Here is a 25,822-nt window from a genome sequence, read left to right as displayed (position 1 = left end):
GGATTATTAAATTTCCTGAAGGAGACATCGAGCGACTTGGGAACTTAGAACCTAGAAGAGATACTCTGAGAAAACTAAATTACTTGCATTCATAGCTGTCTTGAATGTGGAAAAATCTAGCAAGTGGTTATTAGAGAATACGCTATTTCTAGTTCCAGTATTTTGAAAAATTGGATTTCCAAGTATAGGTGGACTATGGTATCCAGTGGACATATTGTTATATCCTTTGTTCAATTCTACTGGTCTACTGGCGATCTAGTTGGTTATACCGTCGATTTTTAGTAAAGCTTTATGGTTACTTTTTATAAAACCGTTCAGTTAAGCATTATAATGAATGCATTATGAGAGGGAAATAAAATGGGGTATTAATTAAATAAGAAGTTGTTGTATTATCAATCAAAAAATTTTACAAGGAGGTTTGAAATGTCTGTAGGAATATATATAGCTAGTTATCAAAAATTGACACAGACTCCAGTTAGTTCAGATTCAGAACTATTTTCACTTAACGAACTATGTCGATTAGATAACTTTGAGGAGATTGTTTCAGATTTGGAAAACAACTTAGGCATTAATGTAAAAAATGTTGATCCCGATGAGAAAATGTTTGTTCTTCTGAATGACTTGGACGAGACTTTTTCTGTAAAAAGAGAGAAAGAGGAGAGCACAATAAATAGATACACGAATAGGCCTTTTATTTATTATGTCGATGTTTATGATTGGGGAAACTTTTATGGACCATTTTCCGAATACCTGCAATCAATAAATGGTTCATTTGAATTGTGGGAAATAGAGGAAGATAAGGTTGAATTAAAGGACTTGAGAACTATTAAACTGGTAAGTTTGGATTCACAAAGTTTAGAAAGGATACTTGATTTGAATGATTACCTAAATCCGATTGTTGGAATCTATGAATAAAATACTAAAAAATGCGTTTTTGTATGTTCAATTATTTCTATCATGAGTGCAGTCATTGCTCATGGACTGGACTATGACAAAGCCATCGCTAAATAATCATAAGTGTATCACGGTAAAACATGGCAATCTCATGCCAATCGTAATCAGAAAACGCTTGATTATTTTTATTAAACTGGAAGATATGCTGCAGAAAAGAACATTCTGCAACACATCTAAAGTCCAATTCGAGTTTCACTCGAACAAATTATTGTTTGTTTTTTTCACAGTCTACTTGACAGGGAATAGTTCAGTACGGAGATACAACTGGTTCTTTCTATTAAATTTTCCACGGTAGAATAAGAGTGACAAGTGTTCCATTATGCTGTTCTGAGTGGATATCAAGTCCAAAGGAAGAACCGTACAGAAGATGAATCCGTTCATTGATATTTCTTAGGCCGATTCCAGAATAGGTTGATTTTAATTGGAAATTGGCAGGTTGTTGAAGTTGTGTCGTATCAAAGCCAATCCCGTTATCCATAATCTCGATATATAGTTTATCTTCCTTCTTTTGAGTAAAAACCTGGATGAAGCCCTCTGTCTGATTGGGAAACGCATAAAGATAGGCGTTTTCAATAATTGGTTGAATAATCATTTTAGGAACAAGACAAGCCAAAGTATCGTCGCTGGCAAGAAAATTCACTTGGATATTGTCTCCATAGCGTAGCTTTAAAATATGGGTATAAGCTTTTACTCCTGCTAACTCTTCTTCCAAAGAAACGACTTCGCTAGGGTTTCCTAATGTTTGGCGCAATAACACGATGAAATTTTCAATAGCAAGGACCGCATCTTCTGTCTGTTGCTGCCAAATTAAAAATTTTATCGAAGTAAGGGTGTTGTAAATAAAGTGCGGTTGAATTTGCATCTGTAATGAACGAATTTCGGCGAGTCGTTTTTCCTTTTCGGTTTCAAGCAAATGATCAAAATAGGTTTGCAATTCAGTAAGCATTGAATTATAGGCCTTCCCCAATTCTTTAATTTCCCGAGTTCCTTCCAAGTGAACCTTATTTGAAAAATCCCCACTTTTGGTTGCTGTGAGTTTCCCAATTAAATGGTAAATCGGCTGGGTTGTTTGCCGAACAATCCAAAATGCTAAAAAGCTAACAATGAGAATACCTAATGTTGCCACAAGCAGAGTAGGTCTGAGCCAATTCATATTTTGAATTAGTTTTGTCTCATTTAAGGAATTATAAAGTGTAAAATTATAGCTGTACAGAGGTAGTTTGCTAAGAATTTCTTTGGGTGAATTTTTTAATTTTAGCGATTTCCCAAGTAATTGCTTTTGATTGGAGGAAATAATCTGCCTTTGTTCATTTACGATTTGAATTTTATGAAATTGATCATTCATTAGTGTTGTATAGATTGAAGCAAATTTTTGTTCCGGAATAAAAATCAGTGCATACCCAAAAGTAGTTTTTTGATCTGAAAGTTTACGAATAAACATTAAGCCGGGTTCGTTTTGTGTGGAAGTTGTAATTCCGGCGTCACGATAAAAATAATGACTAACCGCTGATGACTGATCAAAGGTGGTAATCAGTTCTCCAGACAAAAAATCTTCAATAGATTGACTCCGTACACCATCATTTTGGAAAAAAGTTTTTCCATTCCTTCCAAGTAGAATCAAGTTAGAAGGGATATCCTCAAAGATTGAGCGGGTATCAGCCATTTGCTTCTTTAAATCAATAATAAGTTGACCAAGATCGGACTGATCACTTTTCAGATATTGTTCAACTACCTGACTGTTGTCAACTGTTTCAAAAATACGTTGAATATTTTCGTTCAATGTTTCATAGTCGTCTTGAATTTTTGTCATCAAAAGTTGGTTAGAGTTCTGATAAGAATCAAGATAAGCATCTTTTGACCGGTTGAAGGCAATAACAGTCGTTAATAGACTAATCAGAATAATCGAAATAATAACAATAACCATCAATCGCGTGAACAATTCATTTGATCGAATCCATCGCTGCAGGCGCCTCATGAATGTTTCTCCCTCCGGTATCTTGAAGGACTGATTCCAAATTCCTTTTTGAATTGTTTAGAAAAATAACTCAGATCTGAATATCCGCAAGCCTCACTAATTTCTGATAGGTTCAAGGGGGATTCCAATAAATAGCGTTTGGCCTCTTGAAGTCGGACAGCGTTGACGTATTCAGAAAAACTGCAATCAAAATGTTTTGAAAAGAAAGTAGATAAATAACTGTAACTAAAATGAAATGCATCGGCTAACTGACTCAGAGAAAGCTCTTTTTGAAAATTTTTCTTAATATAAAAAGTTATATCATTGATAAGTTCATCTGTGGATAAATTATTGACTTTTTGTTCCTGCAACTCATTTCGAATCTTTAAAATAGTTGCTAAAATTACCTTCGAAAAATCTTCTAAATAATCTGTTCGGGTCAATTCATTAAAAAAGGACAGTTTTAGCTGACGAAAAGTGGTACTTTTTGGATAGGAGCTTTCCAATGTTGACAATAAGGTATAAAAAAAGCTGCTTGCCTGCTTTTTTAAATATACTGGCTCCACGAAAGAAAGAATTAGTTGATTAAAGAAATCTTCAATTCTCTGAATGCCTAATGAAAAATCGTTATTTAAAATATCTCGAATAAATCGTTTGGTGTTAAAAAGGGCTTCATGATTGAGTAAAAAGCTCTCTGCTTCATCTATTAAAAAAATATTTTTAAAATAAAACCGTTGACCCAAACTTTTTTGTGCTAAATTGCGCAGTTGTTGAGATACCTCCGTTATTTCGGTAAAGGGATCGCCGATAACAAAAAAACCTTCTGGATTTGTCGCCTGCAACGTAATCATGGTTGTTTTTAGCTGTTTCTTTGAAAGTGGTGGATTTTTGGTTGCCAGCAATAATCCCAAATCTCCATTGGTAGAATAAAAAGGCAACCAACGGCATAACTGTGTATCCAACAAATCATTTTTTTCTAAAAAATGTTGAACATGAAGGGCATCTTGATACCAATGGGCATTCGTGTAGACCAATTGGAAAGTCGTAAAGTCCAAATACTCTGCTATTTTTTTTAATTCAAAATCATCCATGTAACCGCTTAAAATTCGATTTAAGCTTTGTGAAGTCATCTGTTGTTTGGAGTCACCCTCATGTTTTTTTGTTAATTTGAGTGAAATCTTTTTGATGGCATGCAGTAAGTTCTGAGGATTTAATGTAGGCTTTAAAAGGTAATCAACCGCTCCGTTTTTAAAGGATTGTGAGACATAGTTAAAATCATCATAGCTGCTTAAAATCAAAAATTGACTATCAGGATATTGTTGATGTATCACTTGAGAAAATTCCAATCCATCCATTTCTGGCATGATGAGATCTGTAATGATTATTTCGGGTTTTTTTACTCGAATGAGTTCTAACGCCTGTTTCCCATTTGCTGCTTCGCCAATGATCCGAAAACCTTCTTTTTCCCAAGGAATCAGATGTTTAAGACCGTCTCTGATTGTCTGTTCGTCATCAACGATCAAAATGGTAATTAAGGTTTCCAAAAATAGCCCTCCTTTTTCTGCTTTTTATTAAGTATACCTTTTTTCGTATGCAAAAGTAAAACTTGTAAATATTTTTGTTTTTTGTAATATTTTAACCGCTTTCAGTCAGTGTGTTGATAACGCTTTCTATGAAGGATATAGTTATTATATAAAAAGAGAAAAGAGGAAGAATGATGAAAAAAATTGTTAGCTCTTTATTGATTGGTGCAGCAGCACTCACATTGGCAGCTTGCGGTGGCGGAGGAACATCTAACAGCGGTAGTGATGATGCGGGTAGCAGCGATAAAATTACCGTTTGGGCGTGGGATGAAACCTTTAACATCAAAGCAGTTAATGAAGCAAAAAAAGTCTATGAAAACTCTGATGTGGATGTTGAAGTGGTTACTATGTCCCAAGATGACATCGTACAAAAATTAAATACAAGTTTGGCAGCTGGGAATACGGATGGGTTACCTAATATCGTCTTGATTGAAGATTACCGGATTCAAGGGTATCTTTCTTCTTATCCAGACGCTTTCTCAGATTTAACAGATATTGTTAGTGAAGATGATTTCTCAAGTTATAAATTTGCAGTCAACAAAGTTGATGATAAAATTTATGGGGTACCATTTGATAGCGGTGTCGCTGGACTGTTTTATCGTCAGGATTATTTAGAAGAAGCAGGTTACACTGAGGCAGATTTGGAAAATATCACTTGGGATGACTATATTGAAATTGGAAAAGCAGTAAAAGAAAAAACGGGTCACGCATTGATGTCATTGAATCCAAGTGACTTAGGTTTAGCTCGAATCATCATGCAGTCGGCAGGAGAGTGGTATACCGGAGAAGATGGGACTTCTGTAACAATCAAAGACAATGAATCCTTAAAATATGGATTAGATATTTTTGCACAATTACTGAATGAAGATATTGTTGAACAAGTTTCTGATTGGGATGGGGGCGTAAATGCTGTTCAATCAGGTAGTGTAGCATCTTCACCAACAGGAGCATGGTATTCAAGTACGATCCAAGGGGCGGAAGATCAAAGCGGCAAGTGGCGGATAGCTCCAATTCCATCAATTGCGGGTAATGCAGATTCTGTTCATGCCTCAAGTATTGGTGGAGCTGGCTGGTACGTTATCAAAGGTGTAGATGGAGAAGAAAATGCCAAAGATTTCCTATCAAATACCTTTGCGTCTAACAAAGAGTTAATGGGAACTTTGGCGAAAGAAATCGGACTGGTTTCAACGATGAATGCTGCTGAAGAGACCGATGTATATAAAGCCGGTTTAGAATTTTATGGTGACGAAAAAGTTTTTGAAAACTTTTCAAAATGGTCTGGCGAAGTTCCAGCTGTAAACTACGGAAATCACACGTATGCGATTGAATCCGTGTTAGCTGAGAGTGCACAACGCGTTATTAACGGTGAAGATGTTGATAAAGTATTGACAGAAGCACAAGGACAAGTTGAAGCGCAAATCGCAAACTAGGGCGGTAGGAACTCGTGGAAGATCACGAGTTCCTATTTTCAAAAAGGAGGAGATTTTTTATGAAGAAAAAGAACCTGTTTGCGAATGGGAATGGTTTTATTACACTACCGGTTATTTTAATCACGTTATTAGTGTTCCTTCCAATGGTATCGGCACTGATTACGTCCTTTCAATCTGGGCCACCGACGAATATGTCGTTTAACGGACTAGGTAATTATCAGCGGATGCTGACCGATTCAACATTTAAGAAAGCATTTGGAAATACTTTTTTATATCTGATTGTACAAGTGCCAATTATGTTATTTTTAGCGTTGGTTCTTTCCAATATCTTGAATGACAAGAAATTGAAATTCAAAGGACTTTTTCGGACAGCCTTATTTTTACCATGTATTACCTCTCTAGTTTCTTATTCTCTGATTATGAAAAGCTTGTTTTCAGTGAATGGTTTGGTAAACACTTTTTTATTGAATATCAACTTGATTGAAGATCCAATCAAATGGTTGACCGATCCTTTTTGGGCAAAGGTTTTAATCATCTTTGCAATCACATGGCGTTGGACAGGATATAATATGATATTTTTCATTTCCGGTATGCAAAACATCGATCCGAGCATCTATGAAGCGGCAGAAATTGATGGGGCTTCAAAAAGAGATCAGTTTTTCAAAATTACTATCCCAAATTTGAAGCCAATTATTCTTTTTACTACAATCACTTCGACGATTGGAACACTACAATTGTTTGATGAGGTTCAAAATATCACCATGGGTGGTCCTGCAAATGCGACAACAACACTGTCCCAATATATTTATAATCTAAGCTATCGTTTTACACCTAACTTTGGTTATGCCGCGGCAGTTTCTTTTGTAATCGTTGTTGCAATTGTCGTTCTGTCAGTTATTCAGGCAAGAGTCGGAGGGAGAGAAAACTAATGAAAAAAGTTGAAGCTGGATTAAAATACTTTTTGTTAAGCGTTATGGCATTTATCTCAATCTTTCCTTTTGTTTGGATGATTTTGGGGATGACCAATAAAGCTGTAGACATTACGGCAGGAAAAATTATGATTGGAAATCAAATCGCAATTAATTTTCAAAATCTTTTTTCTTCAGATCTAAATTTTACTCGTGCATTGGCAAATTCCGGTATGATTGCAGTAATCACAACGGTCTTAGCTCTGATTTTTTCTTCGATGGCCGGCTACGGGTTTGAGATCTATCGAACGAAAACGAAAGACACTATCTTTAATATTTTATTGTTATCGATGATGGTTCCTTTTGCTGCATTGATGATTCCGTTATATCGTATGTTTAGTAAGCTTAGTGGTACACCGTTAGGAATCAATAGCTATGCTGTCGTGATTTTACCGGCTATTTGTACTGCTTTTCTGATTTTTTTCTTTCGCCAAAACATCAAATCATTTCCTAGAGAACTAGTAGAAGCTGCACGGATTGATGGTTTGGGAGAACTAAGTATTTTCTTTCGAGTCTATATGCCAACTGCTAAAAATACCTACGCTGCTGCCGCAATTATTACCTTTATGAGCAGTTGGAACAATTATCTGTGGCCATTAGTGGCTTTGCAATCACCAGATAAACGAACGGTGCCGTTGGTTCTTTCTGCAATGGGTGCTTCTTATACACCGGATTACGGTATGATGATGTCAGGAATCGTAATTGCAACGCTACCAACCGCGATTATTTTCTTCGTTCTTCAAAAACAATTTGTTCAAGGAATGCTGGGCTCAGTTAAATAAGAGTAAACGTTTGGAAAGGAATTCGATTATGATCTATTTTGATAAGGAGCAACAGGTTTTTCATTTAAGTAATAAAAAAATCAGCTATCTCATTGCAATTGAAGAGAACAATTATTTGAGCCATCTTTATTTTGGCAAGAAAATTAATCAGTACTCTGGGAACCATCGCTATCCACGGATTGATCGTTCTTTTTCACCGAATCCACCAAATAGTATTGATCGAAATTTGTCCTTAGATACATTATTGATGGAATTTCCCGGGAATGGATTTGGTGATTTTAGAGAACCTGCCTATAATATAAAGTTAACCAATGGCAGCAGGGTTGTTGATTTTCGATATAAAGACTATCGAATTAGCACGGGAAAAGAGAGATTATCCGGGTTACCCGCAACTTATACCACTAATGAGGGGGAAGCAGAAACATTAACCCTTATTTTGGAGGATAAGGTCAGTCAGTTAAATTTGGAGATTAGTTATAGTATTTTTTCTTATTTGAATGTTATTACTCGCTCTGCAAAATTAATTAATTTTGGTGCTCAAAAGGTCGAAATCAATCGATTGGCCAGCCTCTCCCTAGATTTTCCAGCGACAAATTTTGATTTATTGCATTTGAATGGAACTTGGGCAAGAGAAAGATATTTGACACGTGAGTCAGTGAATACTGGAATTAAGGTATTGGATAGCAAACGCGGCTCGAGCAGCCATCAGCAAAATCCTTTTGCTGTATTAGCTGAGTCCTCAACCTCTGAAAATCATGGAATAGCTTATGGCTTTTCTTTGATTTATAGTGGTAATCATGAAACAGTTATTCAAAAGGATCCGTATGATCAAACTCGCTTGATTATGGGAATAAATTCTTATAATTTTTCGTGGCAGCTAGAAGCTGGAAAGTCATTTCAGACGCCAGAAGCTGCCATGGTATTTAGCGAGGATGGCTTAAATGGAATGTCTCAAACCTTTCATGAACTATTTAATCATCACCTTACACGAGGACAATTTAAACAAAAGGAACGACCTGTGCTTATCAACAATTGGGAAGCAACGTATTTTGATTTTGACGAACCAAAAATTATGAAAATAGTGGATGAAGCAGCGAATTTAGGAATTGAAATGTTCGTTTTAGATGATGGGTGGTTTGGAAATAGAGAAAATGACCAATCCTCATTGGGAGATTGGTTTGAACATCCAACGAAGCTTGTTAGTGGACTCAAAGGACTTTCTCAAAAGGTTCACCAAAAGGGAATGAAGTTTGGTATTTGGTTTGAACCAGAAATGATTTCAGAAGCTAGTGAATTATATAAGGTGCATCCAGATTGGGCTTTCGCTGTTCCTTCCCGTGAAAAATCATTAGGGAGAAGTCAATATGTATTGGATTTTTCTAGAAAAGATGTTCGAGAAAATTTATATGAGCAAATGAAAAAAGTTTTAGATAATGCAACGATTGATTATATTAAATGGGATATGAATCGAAATATGACAGAAGTGTATTCAAAACTGTTGCCAGCTGATCAGCAAGGGGAAGTGGCTCATCGATACATTTTAGGATTATATGAATTTTTAGAAAAATTGACTAAAGAATATCCAAATATTTTATTTGAAAGTTGCTCAGGTGGTGGAGGAAGATTTGATCCGGGAATGCTCTATTATATGCCGCAGACTTGGACAAGTGATAATACAGATGCAATAGCTCGTTTAAAAATCCAATATGGAACTAGTCTTGTTTATCCAATTTCAAGCATGGGTTCACATGTTTCAGCCATTCCTAACCATCAGACTGGGCGGAAGACGAGTTTGAAGCTACGAGGTGATGTAGCTATGTCAGGAATTTTCGGGTATGAACTGGACCTCACAGCACTTGAAATGAGTGAAAAAAATGAAATAAAAGAACAAGTCACCTTTTATAAAAAGCATCGGAGATTATTGCAATATGGAAAATTCATTCGTTTAAAGAGTCCTTTTGAAGAAAATGAGACTGTATGGATGCTTGTTTCCGGAGATATGACAGAGGCCTTACTTTTTTATTTCCGTGTTTTAGCTGAAGCGTCAAATCCCATTACTACATTAAAACTTACCGGTTTGTCGGAAGATATCTGCTATCGAATTGGTGAAAAAAACTATTTTGGTGATGAGTTAATGAACCTTGGTTTGCCAATTAATCCGGAATTACAAGGAGATTACGTGTCGGAAGTTTTTTACTTGGAGGGGAAATAAATATATTGGAAACATAAGTATCGTTAAAATAGGGTCGATCAGGTGAAACTGGTCGATCTTATTTATTATGTCTTCAGACTCAGCTGAGCTTGCAAAGTGTGCGAAAAAATTCTCTGAAATTTTGTTATTTTTTCTTAAAATGATGCGATAAACTCAAAGTCCTCAAATAAAAATGGATTATTAAATAATAAATCTTCTATGGAAGCGTTGACAAAATTTTAGTTTAACGTTAAACTATATTCGAAGTTAAACGTTAAACTAAAGGGAGGAAAAGCTTCATGAAAAAGAAAAAAATTTTTATGGCGTTAGCATCACTCTTAATGATCAGCGGATTGGCAGCCTGCGGGAGCAGCAAAGATGGTGGAAGCGCCGGCGGGACAACGGATACAAAAGAAGATAAGGGAATGGAGGTTCTTGGTGATCAAGTAAAATTTGATCCTAATAAACTGGTCAACGATGGAGAACCAATTAATATTGAATACTGGACTTGGAATGAAGGGGATCCTGCCATTACGATGGCCAAAGAATATGAAAAAATCTATCCTAATGTAACAATTAAAGTCGTGAATCATCCATGGGAAGATTACTGGACAAAGCTACCATTAGCATTAAAGGGAAAAAATGGGCCAGCAGTTTTTAACATTCATAATTCTCAACATGATTTATTAATTCCATATTTACAGCCATATGATATTGACACAGAGGAATTGAAAGCAGATTTCACCTCTGTTGATCCTCACGTAATCGATGGGAATGTTTATTATATCGACAGCATGATCAATACTGGGAACATTTATTACAATAAGGATTTGTGGAAAGAAGCAGGGTTAACAGATGCAGATATTCCAAAAACTTGGGATCAATTCCGGGAAGTTGCTAAAAAATTAACAAAAAAAGATGGCGACAAGATTACTCAAGCAGGATTTAACTGGAATGGTGAAACCTACAGTGCCATTTATCAAGGATTAAATTACCAAAAAGGGGAATTACTCTTCAAAGAAGACAGTAAAGTTGCTAATTATGACAATGATACAACAAAAGAAAATCTGCAATTTTTGCTAGATCTTTATAATGAAGATCAAGTTGGTTCAAAAGATTTTGGTGCAGATTCTTCTCAAAGTTTTGGTAATGGACAGTCAGCCATGGTTTACAAATGGGGCTTCTATTTAAATGAATTAAATACAAATTACCCTGACATTGATTTTGGCGTCTTTGCAACACCAACTCCAGATGAATCCGTTCCAATGGCGTATGATCGCTACAATGGTGAAAGTACACCAGGTATTAATAAGAATCAAACGGAAGAACAACAAGCAGTTGCACAAGATTTCTTGAGATACTGTTTAGCAAATGATGAATATTCAAAAGCAGGAGCTCTGTCATTGGCTTCCTTCCCAACGAAAAAATCACTTGCTGAAAATAAAGATATTTTAGATAATCCAATTCTAAAAGTAATCGCACCACGGGTCGATCGCTTGATTTGGCCGGGGCCATTCCCAGCAACGATTGAAACAACAGGGACACAAACAATGGAAGACGTTTTATTTAATGGCAAAGCTTTAGATAGTTCATTAAAAGCTGGACAAGAACAAATGGAAAAAGATATGAAAGATACAGATTTTACATCTTTGGAAAGCAGCTATCAATTTATCGATGAAGCTAAATAATTAAATGTCTTGAGATGCTAAGAAACGTCTTAGCATCTCTATTTACAAAGAGAGGTGAGATACAATGGAGACAATAAAACGAAAAAATTCAATTATTAATTTAAGAAATGTCGCAGTGGTTTTATTGATTGTTTACTTTGCAATCTTTTTAGTCTACCCAATTTATAAGGCATTTGCTGGTAGTTTACATGACTGGAATCCATTGATCGACAAATACAATTTTGTAGGACTGGAAAACTTTAAAGAGGTATTAACGAGTGGTCTTTTCTGGAAGTCCATGGGAAATACAATGGTATTCGCCTTTTTTGCAGTTGTTTTTCGGGTAGTATTTGGGTTGGGATTGGCGCTGTTGCTTTCTTCCAAACTAACTAAAGTAAAAACTGTTTTTCAAGGGCTTTTCTACATGCCAACGATCACGCCTTTAGTAGCTGTTTCCTTTGTTTGGATGTGGATGTTTGATCCACAGTTTGGCTTAATCAACAAAGTGTTCAACTTAGATATCAACTGGTTAAAAGATTCCCAATGGGCATTACCTGCTATTATTATTATGACAATCTGGAAAGATTTTGGTTATGCAACCGTTTTGTTTCTAGGAGGATTGATGGGGCTTCCAGAAGATGTTTTTGAAGCTTCAAAAATTGATGGAGCATCAGGTTGGCAGACTTTTTGGCGGATTACTTTGCCATTGTTGAAACCAACGACTCTTTTTGTAGTCATCACTTCCTTGATTACATATTTGCAAGCCTATATTCAAATTTTGATCATGACTGATGGTGGACCGGGGACCTCGACTTATGTTATCTCCTATTTGATTTACGATGAAGCATTTGTCAAATATAATTTTGGGACAGCTTCGGCAATGGCAATTTTGCTGTTCGTTATTATCGGTATCTTGACAATCATCATGTTCAAGATTACTGGGGAAAGGAATGACTCCTAATGGAAAAAACAAAATCTGTTATACTAAACTTGATTTTACTTCTTTTGGCATTGGTTACGATTGTTCCATTTGTCTGGATGCTGCTTTCATCTTTTGCTCCAAACAGTGAAATCGTAAAAATCGGTGGAAGTTTATTTCCAACTCCTTCCACACTGTCAAATTTTACAGATGTCCAAGAAAAATTTGATTTTATGAGAATGTTCTTTAACAGCTTGTTTGTAGCAGTCTTAACGACAGTAATCATTATCTATACAAGTGCTTTAATGGGATTTGTTTTTTCGAAATTTCATTTTAAAGGCAAAAATATCTTGTTTGGTGTTGTGTTAAGTACGATGATGCTGCCATGGGCGGTTACGATTATCCCTAAATATGAAATGATGGTAGATTTTGGTTGGTTGAACACCTATAAATCATTGATTATTCCTTCCATGGTCAGTGGATTTGGAATTTTCATGTTCCGGCAGTCGATTTCTCAAATATCAGATGAATTACTTGAAGCTGCTCGCGTGGATGGTGCCACAGATTTCTATATCTTCCATCGTATTATTTTACCCATGTCGCGAAATGCAATCTCGAGTTTGGCAATTTTTCAATTCTTGTGGAGTTGGGAAGATTTTCTATGGCCTTATTTGATGATTGATGATCAATCCAAACAGTTATTGTCGGTAGGACTTCGTTTGTTTAATGGACAATACGGAACCGATTATGGTGGATTATTTGCTGCAACATCTATTTCCATTATTCCAGTTGTAGTTATTTATATTATTTTCCAAAAACGGTTTATTGCAGGGGTAGCCAGCGGATCGATTAAGTAATTGAACATTTTCAATAATCAGCTATAATACTCTTAACACGACCGGAAAGGACGATGAGCATGAAAGTAACTATAAAAAAAATCGCAGAAGAAGCGGGGGTCAGTATTACAACCGTTTCTAACGTGATCAATAACAAGGCTCATCGCGTTTCAGAAAACAAACGGGAACTAATCGAAGGAATTATTGAAAAATATAATTACTCACCAAATATGAATGCTCGTGCGTTGGTTCGCTCTTCTTCTCGCTTGATTGGGCTGTTGTATTTTTCTCAAACACCCCAATTGGATTTCACGGACCCATTCGTTGCAGAAGTATTGGAAGGAATTGAGCGAATCACAAAGCCAAACGGTTTTTTTACGTTGGTTCATAAAGTGACTTCACAAAAAGATATTGAAAATATACAAAAGAATTGGCGGTTTGACGGATTTATCGCTGTAGGATTCAGCCAATCGCTTTTTGAGAAAATAAATCAGAGCATTCAGGTTCCAATTATTTTTATTGACACTCATTTAGATGAAAGAATTTACTCAAATATTACTGAGTATCCAAATCGCTATTTTGTGAATACGGATGATTTCACTGCTGCTTTTTTGGCGACAGACTACTTGATTGAAAATGGACATAAAAAAATTGCCTTTCTTTCCTATGATTTTGATATCAACCAAACAAGTGTTGTCCAGCAACGTTATATTGGCTACTTGTCTGCTCTGAAAAAGAAAAATCTGATAGTGAGTGATTCCTTCCTTTATACCCATAATGATTTTGACGAAATGCTGGCAAATTTTGGAGACTATTCTGCTGTTTTGATTACTGCTGACTATTTAGCGATTCGTTTCCTTTACTTTCTGAAGGAAAATCAGGTGAATTATGAAGAGGAACTCTCAGTTATCGGTTTTGATGACATCAAATATGCAGAGTTTAATGATCCGCCGTTGACAACAGTCAAGTTAGATCAACTCAAAAAAGGGATGTTGGCGATGCAAATGTTGGCAGACATTGTTGATAAAGGGAAAAAGGTTCCCCAATTGACTAATCTTTCAGGAGAATTAAAGATTCGAGAAACAGTAAAAAAAATAAACGAATAAAATGATTAGTGTAACAATAAATACAAGAAATACCGGGAATTTGAAAATATAGGCAGTTCCCCGTCCCCTGATCTGCAGTTGATCAAGTGGGGCAATTTCTTCTCCTTTAAGTTGAACGTTAAACTTTGGGAAGCACAAACTGAATTGAGAATAAATTCTTTTCTATCAAAGAATGAGAGATACATGTAAACAAATTAGATTGAAGGTGCAGACATGGTTCAAACAATTATTCAAGGAAAAAAATACCGCTTTTCTTTATTGACAGAAAAGTTACTCCGCATGGAATATTCCGAGGAAGGAATATTTACGGATAGTCAAACACAGGTAGTATTAAACAGAGATTTTGAAGAAGTTCCCCATAAGCTTATTGAAAAAGAGGATAAGATTGAAATTATAACTTCGAGCTATCATCTGTATTATCAAAAGGAGGAAGCATTCAATAGTAAAAGTTTAACAATCGATTTTGCCTACAGCTTTTCTCACTATCATAATCAATGGCGCTTTGGAGAAAAAATCGTTAACTTGAAAGGTACCCTACGAACAGTTGATGAAATTGATGGTTCGGCTCCGTTGGAAGATGGTATTTTGAGTCGGAACGGCTTCGCAATTTTGGATGATTCAGCCTCTTTTTCTTTAGATAGCACAGGAGACCCTAAACCGCGGAATAAGGATCTTAAAGATGTATATATCTTTGCGTACGGACATGATTATCAGACAGCTCTCAAGGATTATTTTCGATTGACAGGTTTTCCACCCAAATTACCTCGATATGCTCTTGGTAACTGGTGGAGTCGTTATTGGAAATATACAGAACAGGAATATAAAGAATTAATCACTCGTTTTGAAAAAAATAAGATTCCTTTTTCTGTCGCAGTTTTAGATATGGACTGGCACATCACAGAAGTTCCAGAGAAATATGGCAGTGGTTGGACAGGTTATACTTGGAATCGGGAGCTTTTTCCAGAGCCAAAGGAATTTTTAGACTGGCTCCATGAACATGGATTGGCTGTTACATTAAATGTCCATCCGGCTGACGGTATCCGAGGATTTGAAGAACAGTATCCCATTGTTTCACAAAAGCTAAATTTAGTATCGGAAATTGAAGAACCAGCAAAATTTGATTTGAATAACCCAGATTTTAGAAAAGTATACTTTGAAGACGTGAACCATCCATTAGAAGAAATGGGGGTTGATTTTTGGTGGCTGGATTGGCAACAAGGGGAAGAAAGCAGTATAGCAGGATTGGATCCTCTATGGACGCTGAATCATTACCATATTTTAGATATGCAGAAACAAGGGAAGGCTCCTCTGATTCTATCTCGCTATGCCGGTCCAGGAAGCCACAGGTATCCAATTGGTTTTTCCGGTGACTCGATTGTTAGCTGGGATTCATTGGCTTTTCAACCTTATATGACAGCGACGGCCAGCAATATCGGCTATACGTGGTGGAGTCATGATATCGGCGGACATATGCACGGATATAAAGATGAAGAGCTGGCTTTACGCTGGTTACAGTTTGGTGTATTCAGTCCAATCAACCGTCTGCATAGTTCCAGCAGCCCATTCTTTAGTAAAGAGCCATGGATCTATCGTGGAGATATTGAAAAAATCATGACAAATTTTTTACAGTTACGACATGAATTATTGCCGTATCTCTTTACAATGAACGTTAGGACCGCTGAGAAGGGAATTCCTTTGATTCGTCCGATTTATTATGATTATCCGGAGGAAGAAGGTTCCTACGCTTATCAAAATGAATACTTTTTTGGTTCCGAGCTTCTCGTCAGTCCAATCATAGCTGCTGAAAATAAAGAAATTCATCTGGCGGAAAATAAGATGTTCTTTCCAGAAGGGGACTGGTATGATCTCTTTTCCAATTTACGATACTCAGGAAATAGTGAATTAGCCGTTTATCGTTCGTTAGAAACGATTCCTGTTTTTGTTAAAGCAGGTGGTATCCTTCCATTTGACGGTGAAGTAGGAAAAACGATTGGAGAAAATCTACCTGAATGTATTCAGTGGAAAATTTTCCCGGGAAAAAGTAATCAATTTGAAATGATCGAAGAAAAAGATGGAAAACAGGCGATTACAAAAGTAGTATTGGATTATGAAAAAGAAATTCTGACTCTTTCCGTTATGGATGAAGAGGGAATTCTGCCACAAAATAGACAACATATATTTGTCTTTTGTGGGACGGAGATGTTTGAACCACATTGTGAAATGGGGCAACTTTTACCTTATGATTTAGAGAAAACTGAACGGAGCTTCTTGCTTGAAGAGCCATTCAAAGAACAAGTAACTATTGCTATTAAAGGTTTCCAACCAATAAAAATACAAGTCATTCGTAAAGAATTTTTTGAACGAATCAATCATGCAGAGATTTCTTTTGATGAGAAAGAACGAATTTGGAATTTCTTTAAGTCAACATCTGATGCCTTTAAGCTGACGGCTTTCTTGCAACAAATAGAAAATGATACTTTGCGGCAAGCATTGTATGAATTGATTTATATCCAAAGAAGCTAGAAGAAAAGTCTCAAGGTCTCAAAAATGATATTTTGAGACTTTTTTCATTTTTAGATTAACAAACACAATGTAGTAAAATAGTTTTATAAATAAAAGATCGGAGAAGCCAAGTGAAAATATCTTTGAATGATTATACGAAGGAAGAATTGGAAAAAGCAGAAAGTATTTTATTTAACGGCAATGGTTTTATTGGTGTACGGGGAAATCTTGAGGAATGGTATTACGATTTTTTTGTGACAAACCGAGAGACATACCTTAATGGTTTTTATGAAACCAAAGAAATCAGCTATCCAGAAAAAATGTATGGTTTTACACCAACTGGGGAGACAATGGTCAGTGTGGTGGATGGGCAAACGACGCTGATAAAAATTGGTGGAGAAGATTTTCGGATTGATCAGGGAAAAATGACAGATTCGAAACGATATGTTGATTTAGAAAAAGGAATGACGATTCGAGAAATGACCTGGACCTCACCCAAAGGACGAGTGACTCGAATCAAAATTTCTCGATTAGCTTCCTTTATTCATAAAAATCTATTTGCCATGAAATTTGATTTTGAGCGAATCAATCATCAAGAGCCGATTAAGCTGATTACTCATCTAAATTTCCAACCGGTTAAAACAATTGATAAAAATGATCCAAGAATGAGTCATGACACGCACCAGTTAATCATAAATGATGTCGATTTTGACAAAGGAATTTGCAGCTTTGAGACAGCAAACTCCCGTTTAAAAGCAGCTATGCATTGGTCAATCAAAGGAAAGCTGATTGATCAGCAACAGAAAGCAGACCGAGTAGTTATTCGAACGGAGCTGGAAGGAAACACTTATGAAAAAAAACTTAGCTATGCTTTTCGTGAAACAACCCATCAAGGAATGAATTTGAGTTTTGAAGAATTGGCGACACTACAGAAAAATTACCTGCAAAAATTCTGGCAAACTGCGAAAATAAAAATCAAAAGTAAAGATCGCTTAGAAGAAAGCGTGAACTACAGTACTTACGCGCTATTGCAATCTCTGGGAACGGATGGTCAAACGAGCATCGCTGCAAAGGGATTAAGTGGCAGCGGTTATGAAGGTCATTATTTTTGGGATACAGAAATGTATGTCTTTCCGCTATTTCTGCATTTAAAACCTGAATTGGCTCGGCAAATGTTGTCCTATCGAATTAATACATTGGATAAAGCACGAGAAAATCGGCGAATGTTCGGTTACCAGACAGGTGCGCTTTATCCTTGGCGAACGATTTCCGGGACAGAATCTTCGGCATTTTTCGAAGCTGGGTCGGCGCAACACCACATCAATGCGGATATTGCGTATGCGTTTATCAGCTATTTTAGACAAACCAATGATTTTTCTCTTATGCTAGATGGAGGGTTCGCTGTTTTACTTGAAACTGCGCGGGTATTTAACGAAATCGGGTATCGTAAAAATGGTCAGTTTCATATTGATAAAGTAACTGGTCCGGATGAGTATTCTGTATTAGTAAACGATAATTTTTACACAAATCGAATGGTGGAACACCAATTTATTTGGGTAAATAAAATTGCTCAAGAGATTAAGAGAGAATTTCCTGAAAAATGGCAGGAGCTTTGCCAAACCCTGAAAATATCGGAAGAAGAGCTGACCCAAATGACAGAAAATGCTCAATGTATGGCTAAGCCAATTGATGAAGAACTCGGAATAATTGCGCAGGACCGTGACTTTTTAAACAAAGAAATCTGGCCTTTATCTAAAGAAGAAACGCAGTATCCTTTACTGATGAACTACCATCCTTTGATGATTTATCGTTATCAAGTGGCTAAACAGGCAGATGCTGTACTTGCTTTGATGCTGTTTCAAGAAGATTTCTCTCAAGAAACAGCGATTAAAACCGTGGGATACTACGATCAAATAACTACCCATGATTCTACACTTTCCTACTCAGCATTTGCGACTGTTTACAGTCGATTAGGAAATAGTGCAAAGGGATATCAGTACTTCCTAGAAAACGCACGAGTTGATCTGGATAATTCCCATCAAAATACGAAAGATGGAATTCACACAGCATCAATGGGTGGTACTTTCTTGACGATTGTTTATGGTTTTTGTAATTTGTCTTTTACTGAAAGCGGTCCTGTCCTCGAGCCTCACTTGCCTACTGAAATCGAGGCAATTCGGTTTACAACTACCTTCAGAGGCGAAAAATATGCTATTTCAGTGACTCACGAACACCACGAAGTCAAAAAGATAAGCGCGAAGGAAGTATAAAAAAATTCAAGCCTGAGCACGCGATTAGAGAATCCGTGTTTGGACTTGAATTTTTCTTTAATCTAGTCATTCAATTTTTTAAGGCTCTATAATATTTAGTGTCCTTACTCGATTTGAGTAACAACACTAAATATTATAGAACCATAATTAGTCAGTTTGACAATTGGAAGTTCAAACTGACTATTTTTGTAGAAGCAAAGAGACAGGTCAGTTTTTAGCTCTTTTCTATTCATTAAGAAGTGAAATAGTGATATTGCTTGTGATTTATCAAATAAAATTATTTATTTGATAAATTTATCTTCTAAGAACTCTATTTGATAGCCTTCTCGAAAGAGTGTTAATTTATCTTAGAAATATTTTTAATTAATGGAAAATGTTGTTTTATAAATCAACGCAGATAATTCTTTTGTTAGTAGTTCAAATATTTCAACTTTCTAGTAGAAATATAAAACAGTATGTACTATGCTGTTAATAAATAAATTAAAAGGGGGAGGAAAAGTGGACGTAAAAGGTAAAAAAATCTACGCATTTGGAGACAGTATAATAAAAGGACACGTCTACCATCGAAGTTTCGTTGATGAATTAGCTGAAAAAAATACCATGGATTTGGAAAAATTTGCGTTAAATGGGGCAACTTTGATTCAAACAGGGAAAGAAGGATTTCCTTGGTTGTTACAAGAAATTTATGATGCCCCCACTGAAAATCCAGATTTAATTTTATTAGACGGTGGAATTAACGATTTGCTGTTCTTAGATGAGCTGTTGGAAAAAGGTATTTTGGATGAAACAATTCAAGATTTATTTGAAAGCGCTCTAGTAAAAACTCTTTGGGAGATAAAACGAAAGTGGATTAATGTTCCGATTGCATATATTCAGCTACATCGTTTGCCGGCAAGAAAATGGGATTTGCAGTTAATGATGCATAGAGTGAACACCAAAATATGTATGGAAATGGGTATTTACTTTATTGATTTTTTTGCAGGAAGTACATTTGACACAAGAGTCGAAGAGCAAAGGAAAAAATACAGTTTTGATAATCTAAATCAAGATGGACAACCGGGTATAAATGGTAGTGGTACCCATCCAAATGTCGATGGGTACAGGACATTTTATGTTCCATTCGTAGAAAACAAGTTAAAAGACCTATGATAAAACGAATTGCTACTTATTATAGTAATCTATCCTATCAAGGGAAGCTCAAATCTATCTTTAACATCATTCTTTTTTTAGTAGGAATTACAATTCTTTTTATAGGAATAATGTTTTCGCGGATTATGATGAAAGAGATATATGATCGAAATCAAGAAAAATTATCCATTCTTTCTGCTAACGTTAAACAGGAGCTGGAATCAGTAGAGCAAGTAACAACAGAAATTCATCAAAATGGAATTATTCAAAATAACTTACTTAAAGTAAATGACCCGAGTTTATCCGCAATTGAAAAAACAAAGTTTGAAACAGCTATACGTAAAGAATTCTCTTGGCTTTTAGCAAATAAACGAAATATTAAGTCAATGATTTTGTTAGATTCTGAAGATCAACGGATTATTGGGGAGCACATAAATGAAAAGAATTTTTTTCAAGATTACTCCTTTTCACAAATTTTGGCTACTATTCCAGAAAATTCAAAAAAAGGACGATGGTTTTTTGATAAAGGATTGCAGGAAGGCTTATTTAGCCAAACTTTATATACCACACGTTCAGGTGTGTTGAAAAAAGCAGGAACGATACTTCTTTTTGTGAATACAACATTTATCCAGGACTTCTTAGAAAATTCTGGAATTTTCTCGGATAAAGATTTTTTTGTGATGGAGCTTGATAAAACGTTCTATACCACAAATCTGAGTAATTACGATGAGTATATCAACTTTATTAAAGAAAATAAGATGGCGGATTCAGCGACGAATGCTTATGAGATAGACACTATAGATCGAATAAAATATTATGTTTATGCAGATGCTGTTTCTTTGTCCAATAATGATTTCCATTTCTATTATTTTCTGATGAATCAGCAGGTGATACAAAAGGCAATTCAAATTGAAATTGTATTCTTTTTTGTGATGAGTTTAATGCTATTTACGGGGTTCCGACTAGTAAATTATTTTATTCGGAAAGTAATTACTCCAATTAATGAATTAGCGGAAAATATGAAAAAGTTTGAGGGAGAAGCAGACTTGGAAAAGCTTCGTTCACTAGATACCACAGCATTATCCATGAAGCGAACCGATGAAATTGGTATTTTATATCATAGTTTTCAAGAATTAATTAAAGAAATTGAGACTTTGGTTATCAAGGATTATCAATCAAAATTACTGACTCAGGAAATGGAGTATAAATTTTTACAAGCACAACTAGACCCGCATTTCTTATATAACACCTTAAATTCAATTAACTACCTGGCTTTAAACAAAGGAGATCTGGAGGTTTCTGAAATGGTGACATCGCTTGCACTACTTTTCAGGAAAAAAATTTCCAATCCTAATGATTTTAATACAGTTCAAGAAGAATTGGATGTGATTCAGGCCTATATTAGTATTCAAGCTATCCGGTTTAAATCACGGCTTATTTTTGAAATGAATATTTCACAAGATGTAAGAGGATTATCAATTCCTGTTTTGAGTATCCAGCCAGTAGTGGAAAACGCGATAAAATATGGTGTTGAAAAATTAAGTAGACCGGTAACGGTGAATCTATCCATCTTTACAGAAGGAGAAGATTTGGTAATTAGGGTTACGGATAATGGATTAGGTTTTGAAGCTACTTTAAGTGAAGCTAGTGATTCATCAAGATTAGGTTTGAAGAATATTCAATCGCGTTTGAAAGTCATCTACGGAGAAAAAGCGAATCTCAAAATTACATCTATACCGAATATAAAAACAGAAGTTACTATTATGATCCCATTGCTGGACCAAGAACAAGGAGAATAACCAATGGAGCAACCTAAACTAATCATTGTTGATGATGAAGAATTAAGCGCTGATGGACTAGAGCTATTGATTGGTTATACTAATCTAGATGTTGATATTGTTGGAGTCTATTATTCGAGTATGCACGCTCTTGAATTTTTGGAAAATAATCCTGTGGATATTGTTATAACAGACCTCAACATGCCTGAGTTGAGCGGACTGGATCTAATTGAACAAATCAAGGCAATCAACCCTATGATACAGTTAATGATATTAACAGGATTTGGAACTCTGGATTATGCAAAACAAGCAATGCGTTTTGGTGTAAAATACTTTTTGCAAAAACCGACTTCTCCCAAAGAACTGAAAGAAAATTTAGAACAATGTTTATTGGATCTGAAAAGAAATCAGACGAATCAATTTTTACACTGGAAAGAGAGTATTGAAGCTATAATTTTAGGAAAAGGAAATGCGGATCATTCACTAATTCCTCCATTTAAACTAGTGATGTATGCAGATGACCACTATTCATTGTTTCATCCGATTATTGAGAAGACATTTGTAGATTTAAAAATAAGATATGTTTTTGGCGGATTAAAAGGTGCAGTGGCTTATTATATTTTTTCTGATCAGTCTTTTCAGTCTGAATTGTCTCGAAAAATAACTGAAGTAACAACTCATCCAAGTATTATTTTTGTAAGTGACAAGGGGAGTCAGTTTAATATTGATGAAGTGTTTCAACGAGGTATCAAGTCTTTTGAGACAAGCTTCTATTCGATGGGTCCACAGCTTTTTATTGATGGAGAAGCTATAGAAGATAATAGCGATATACCTGATAGATTTGTAACCTTATATCATCATATTTTAACCAATGATTTCTCAAACGGCTTAAGATATTTAGAAAAAATACTCAAATATGCAAAAGAGATACTTTTTTCTGTAGAAGATTTAAAGAGAGAAGCAATAGATTTCTGTAAAAAAATTCTTGGAGAAGTTCTTCGAGACAAAAATACAGATTATCAAAACTTTCCCGTAAAAATCTTAGAATCGGATTCGATTTCTCAAATAGAGGTTTTGTTAAAAAAATGTATCCAGCTCGTTGAAGAAATGAAGGATGTAGAGATGATGCAGGGAAGTATCTCTGCTAACTTGAACTGGTTAATTGAAAAGCACTACAATTATTCAGATCTTTCATTGCGATGGATCTCAAAAAACAAACTATTCTTAAACCCTGAATATCTGGGCAAAGCATATTTAAAAGAGACGGGTCAAAAGTTTTCTCAAAAGTTATTTGAAATAAGAATGCAAAAAGCTGTAGAACTCATAAAAGATGGATACAAAGTATACGAGGTTGCAGAAATGGTTGGATATGAAAAGAACCCAGATTATTTCATTCAGCTCTTTAAGAAAAAATATGGAATTACACCAAAACAATTTGTCCAACAAAATGGCGGAAAAACTAGTTGATTATTTTTATTCAACTAGTTTTTTTGATTAACATCTGTTTTTTAATGTTTTTTATCTAGTTACTCTATTTTTTCAAGCGCTTACAAGTCGTAAACTGTTCATGTAAACGATAACAATATTAAAAAGTGAGGGACAAAAAATGAAAAGTTGGAAAAAAATTCTTGGACTTGCAGTAATGGCTCTATCTACTACAATGTTTCTAACTGCTTGTGGTAGTAAAAAAGAGGCCAGTGATTCAGATGGTAAAGTTACTATCCGAATGTCATGGTGGGGGAATGATGATCGGCATAAGGCAACTCTTGATATGATAAAGAAATTTGAAAAATCACATCCGAATATTACTGTAAAAGCTGAATACAGTGGGTGGGATGGCATCGTAGAAAAAATGGCAACTCAAATAGCTGGTGGAACAGAGCCTGATTTAATGCAAATGAATTATGACTGGTACATGACTTATTCGCCTGATGGGAATGGCTTTTATGATTTGAATGAATTATCAGATGTTATCGATTTCTCTGGCTTTTCAGAGGACCTAGTTGAACCCGGAACAATAAATGGAAAACTTAATGGAATTACGTTTAACCAAAATATGGGAGGAGTATGCTATAACAAAACCACATTTGATAAATTTGGGGTTGAAATACCTGAAACTTGGGATGATTTAATAGAGGCGGCAAAGAAATTCCCTGATGGTTACTATCCATTGGCGGGATTATCATTCTATCAAATAGCTCAATATTTAGCTCAGAAATATGATGAACCTGTCTTTGATGAGAAGGGAAATTTAAATTTAACTGAAAAACAAATACAGGAAGGTTTGGAATGGAAACAAAGCATGGTTGACGCCGGGGTAATTCCAAGCCAGAAGGAAATCATTGAAAACATTGGGAATAATTCTGTAGCAACAGTCAAACAATTTATCGAAGGTAATTATGCTGGTCAAACAGAATGGATTCAAGGTGTTTCTAGTTATAAACAAGTTTTAGATGAAAATAACCAAGAGTCAGTAATTGCAAAGTATCCAACCATAGATGGTGCGAAAAGTGATGGAGTAGTCACACAGCCTAGTATGGAGTTTTCTATCAGTAAAAATACCAAGCATCCGAAAGAAACCGCTGAGCTGCTTAATTTCATGTTGAACGAAAAAGAAGGTGTTCTAGCTATGGGAACAGCACGTGGGATTCCAGGAAATACAAAAGCCATTGAAATTTTGACTGAAGCGGGCATGGTTACTGAATTCGATCAATCTATTTTAAATATCATGAATGATACCGAAGGGCTTTACCAAGGACCATACTTTGGACAAGCATCTGTGTACTCTATTTATACTGATATTCTTGAACAATATGGGTTAGGTACGGTTGACTCTAAAGAAGCAGCCGAGTCATTAGTTAATCAAGCTGAAGCAGCTGTTGCAGAAATCAAAAGTAATCAATAAAAGGATAGTGCAAATATGAAATCAAAACGAAAAGGATCAAAAATGGGATTAATTTATATCCTACCATGGCTGATTGGCTTGCTTATCTTTGTTATATATCCATTTATCAGCTCACTTGTTTTAAGTTTCACTAACTATAATTTAATATCAAAACCAACGTTTGTTGGTTTTGATAACTTTATTAAACTATTTACTACAGACAAGGATTTCCTTAAGTCCATTTTTTCTACATTCAGATACGCAGTAATTACTGTGCCGTTACAGCTAGTATTCGCTCTTTTTATTGCATTCATCTTGAACTTCAAGCTTAAGGGAATCAATATGTTCCGTACAGCCTACTATATTCCTTCGATTTTAGGGGGGAATGTGGCAATTGCTGTCTTGTGGAGATTCCTATTTTCTGGTGATGGTTTGATTAACCAATTGTTAGGGATAATTGGAATTTCACCAGTTGGTTGGTTATCAGAACCAGGCCCGGCGATGGCTGTTATTGCTTTACTTAGAATCTGGCAGTTTGGTTCGTCCATGGTAATTTTCTTAGCTGCACTGAAGGAAATTCCCGAGGAACTTTATGAAGCTGCTAGAGTTGATGGAGCAGGCAAATGGAAAATATTTTTCAAAATTACAGTTCCATTAATCACCCCTACAATTTTCTTTAATCTTGTGATGCAGCTAGTTAATGCTTTCCAAGAATTTAATGCACCATTCTTAATCACCAATGGTGGTCCATTGAAATCAACATATTTAACCTCACTAATGATTTATGAAAATGCATTTAAATTCTTCAAGATGGGATATGCAAGTGCTATGAGTTGGGTATTGTTTATTACTAAAACTTGAAAGTTGGTT

17 protein-coding genes and 1 pseudogene are annotated in these 25,822 nt (G+C 35.5%); 16 read left to right on the top strand and 2 right to left on the bottom strand.

Features of this window, described 5'->3' with window-relative positions:
• The first annotated feature begins 423 nt into the window (after positions 1–423).
• A complete protein-coding gene (locus BAU16_RS05220; protein WP_161526632.1) occupies positions 424–915 on the top strand; it encodes a hypothetical protein in 492 nt (163 codons plus the stop codon).
• A 316-nt stretch (positions 916–1,231) separates the two neighbouring features.
• Here the strand turns inward: BAU16_RS05220 and BAU16_RS05215 are convergent, their stop codons facing one another.
• Together BAU16_RS05215 and BAU16_RS05210 are read right to left on the bottom strand one after the other, a co-directional pair.
• Positions 1,232–2,929, bottom strand: a complete 1,698-nt coding sequence (locus BAU16_RS05215) for a sensor histidine kinase (RefSeq protein WP_161526631.1) — start codon at positions 2,927–2,929, stop codon at positions 1,232–1,234.
• Positions 2,926–4,452, bottom strand: coding sequence for a response regulator transcription factor (locus BAU16_RS05210; RefSeq protein WP_161526630.1), 1,527 nt, complete (start codon positions 4,450–4,452; stop codon positions 2,926–2,928). Before BAU16_RS05210 ends, BAU16_RS05215 begins: the two co-directional genes overlap by 4 nt.
• 173 nt (positions 4,453–4,625) lie before the next feature.
• On the opposite strand from BAU16_RS05210, the gene BAU16_RS05205 reads away from it, so the two are divergent.
• From BAU16_RS05205 to BAU16_RS05135, 15 genes and pseudogenes are all read left to right on the top strand, one after another.
• Positions 4,626–5,921: an ABC transporter substrate-binding protein gene (locus BAU16_RS05205; RefSeq protein ID WP_161526629.1), complete on the top strand. Its 1,296-nt coding sequence runs from the start codon at positions 4,626–4,628 to the stop codon at positions 5,919–5,921.
• 59 nt (positions 5,922–5,980) lie between these two features.
• Positions 5,981–6,850 (top strand): carbohydrate ABC transporter permease, encoded by an 870-nt coding sequence (locus BAU16_RS05200; RefSeq protein ID WP_161526628.1) that lies wholly within the window; start codon positions 5,981–5,983, stop codon positions 6,848–6,850.
• A gap of 17 nt (positions 6,851–6,867) precedes the next feature.
• Positions 6,868–7,671: pseudogene (locus tag BAU16_RS05195) on the top strand (carbohydrate ABC transporter permease); the annotation flags it as partial.
• A 28-nt stretch (positions 7,672–7,699) separates the two neighbouring features.
• A complete protein-coding gene (locus tag BAU16_RS05190; protein ID WP_161526626.1) occupies positions 7,700–9,883 on the top strand; it encodes an alpha-galactosidase in 2,184 nt (727 codons plus the stop codon).
• A 278-nt stretch (positions 9,884–10,161) separates the two neighbouring features.
• On the top strand, positions 10,162–11,550 hold the full coding sequence (locus BAU16_RS05185) for an extracellular solute-binding protein (RefSeq protein ID WP_161526625.1): 1,389 nt from the start codon (positions 10,162–10,164) through the stop codon (positions 11,548–11,550).
• Between the two features lie 64 nt (positions 11,551–11,614).
• Positions 11,615–12,490, top strand: coding sequence for a carbohydrate ABC transporter permease (locus BAU16_RS05180; protein WP_048603673.1), 876 nt, complete (start codon positions 11,615–11,617; stop codon positions 12,488–12,490).
• Positions 12,490–13,305, top strand: coding sequence for a carbohydrate ABC transporter permease (locus BAU16_RS05175; RefSeq protein WP_048603674.1), 816 nt, complete (start codon positions 12,490–12,492; stop codon positions 13,303–13,305). The genes BAU16_RS05180 and BAU16_RS05175 overlap by 1 nt, the downstream gene beginning before the upstream one ends.
• 59 nt (positions 13,306–13,364) lie before the next feature.
• Positions 13,365–14,390: a LacI family DNA-binding transcriptional regulator gene (locus BAU16_RS05170; RefSeq protein ID WP_161526624.1), complete on the top strand. Its 1,026-nt coding sequence runs from the start codon at positions 13,365–13,367 to the stop codon at positions 14,388–14,390.
• A gap of 213 nt (positions 14,391–14,603) precedes the next feature.
• Positions 14,604–16,913, top strand: coding sequence for a glycoside hydrolase family 31 protein (locus tag BAU16_RS05165; protein WP_161526623.1), 2,310 nt, complete (start codon positions 14,604–14,606; stop codon positions 16,911–16,913).
• Positions 16,914–17,023: 110 nt separating this feature from the next.
• A complete protein-coding gene (locus tag BAU16_RS05160) occupies positions 17,024–19,162 on the top strand; it encodes a glycoside hydrolase family 65 protein (RefSeq protein WP_161526622.1) in 2,139 nt (712 codons plus the stop codon).
• 498 nt (positions 19,163–19,660) lie between these two features.
• A complete protein-coding gene (locus tag BAU16_RS05155) occupies positions 19,661–20,311 on the top strand; it encodes an SGNH/GDSL hydrolase family protein (protein WP_161526621.1) in 651 nt (216 codons plus the stop codon).
• A complete protein-coding gene (locus BAU16_RS05150) occupies positions 20,308–22,089 on the top strand; it encodes a sensor histidine kinase (RefSeq protein WP_161526620.1) in 1,782 nt (593 codons plus the stop codon). The genes BAU16_RS05155 and BAU16_RS05150 overlap by 4 nt, the downstream gene beginning before the upstream one ends.
• A gap of 3 nt (positions 22,090–22,092) precedes the next feature.
• Positions 22,093–23,535 carry a response regulator gene (locus BAU16_RS05145; protein WP_161526619.1) on the top strand — a complete coding sequence of 481 codons (1,443 nt, stop codon included), beginning with the start codon at positions 22,093–22,095 and terminating at the stop codon, positions 23,533–23,535.
• 139 nt (positions 23,536–23,674) lie between these two features.
• Positions 23,675–24,973, top strand: coding sequence for an ABC transporter substrate-binding protein (locus BAU16_RS05140; RefSeq protein ID WP_161526618.1), 1,299 nt, complete (start codon positions 23,675–23,677; stop codon positions 24,971–24,973).
• Positions 24,974–24,988: 15 nt separating this feature from the next.
• Positions 24,989–25,813, top strand: a complete 825-nt coding sequence (locus BAU16_RS05135) for a carbohydrate ABC transporter permease (protein WP_161526617.1) — start codon at positions 24,989–24,991, stop codon at positions 25,811–25,813.
• Positions 25,814–25,822: the final 9 nt, after the last annotated feature.

Origin of the sequence: Enterococcus sp. JM9B (genome assembly GCF_009933265.1) — a bacterium.
In the GTDB taxonomy this organism is placed as follows: domain Bacteria; phylum Bacillota; class Bacilli; order Lactobacillales; family Enterococcaceae; genus Enterococcus_C; species Enterococcus_C songbeiensis.
This window is presented reverse-complemented; position numbering and strand designations above follow the sequence as displayed.

What these genes read in the sequence shown, in the direction of transcription:
- BAU16_RS05190 (WP_161526626.1), top strand. Translation starts at nt 7,700, where the DNA reads ATGATCTATTTTGATAAGGAGCAACAGGTTTTTCATTTAAGTAATAAA.
- BAU16_RS05180 (WP_048603673.1), top strand. Translation starts at nt 11,615, where the DNA reads ATGGAGACAATAAAACGAAAAAATTCAATTATTAATTTAAGAAATGTC.
- BAU16_RS05185 (WP_161526625.1), top strand. Translation starts at nt 10,162, where the DNA reads ATGAAAAAGAAAAAAATTTTTATGGCGTTAGCATCACTCTTAATGATC.
- BAU16_RS05200 (WP_161526628.1), top strand. Translation starts at nt 5,981, where the DNA reads ATGAAGAAAAAGAACCTGTTTGCGAATGGGAATGGTTTTATTACACTA.
- BAU16_RS05220 (WP_161526632.1), top strand. Translation starts at nt 424, where the DNA reads ATGTCTGTAGGAATATATATAGCTAGTTATCAAAAATTGACACAGACT.
- BAU16_RS05150 (WP_161526620.1), top strand. Translation starts at nt 20,308, where the DNA reads ATGATAAAACGAATTGCTACTTATTATAGTAATCTATCCTATCAAGGG.
- BAU16_RS05165 (WP_161526623.1), top strand. Translation starts at nt 14,604, where the DNA reads ATGGTTCAAACAATTATTCAAGGAAAAAAATACCGCTTTTCTTTATTG.
- BAU16_RS05205 (WP_161526629.1), top strand. Translation starts at nt 4,626, where the DNA reads ATGAAAAAAATTGTTAGCTCTTTATTGATTGGTGCAGCAGCACTCACA.
- BAU16_RS05175 (WP_048603674.1), top strand. Translation starts at nt 12,490, where the DNA reads ATGGAAAAAACAAAATCTGTTATACTAAACTTGATTTTACTTCTTTTG.
- BAU16_RS05145 (WP_161526619.1), top strand. Translation starts at nt 22,093, where the DNA reads ATGGAGCAACCTAAACTAATCATTGTTGATGATGAAGAATTAAGCGCT.
- BAU16_RS05215 (WP_161526631.1), bottom strand. Translation starts at nt 2,929, where the DNA reads ATGAGGCGCCTGCAGCGATGGATTCGATCAAATGAATTGTTCACGCGA.
- BAU16_RS05140 (WP_161526618.1), top strand. Translation starts at nt 23,675, where the DNA reads ATGAAAAGTTGGAAAAAAATTCTTGGACTTGCAGTAATGGCTCTATCT.
- BAU16_RS05135 (WP_161526617.1), top strand. Translation starts at nt 24,989, where the DNA reads ATGAAATCAAAACGAAAAGGATCAAAAATGGGATTAATTTATATCCTA.
- BAU16_RS05170 (WP_161526624.1), top strand. Translation starts at nt 13,365, where the DNA reads ATGAAAGTAACTATAAAAAAAATCGCAGAAGAAGCGGGGGTCAGTATT.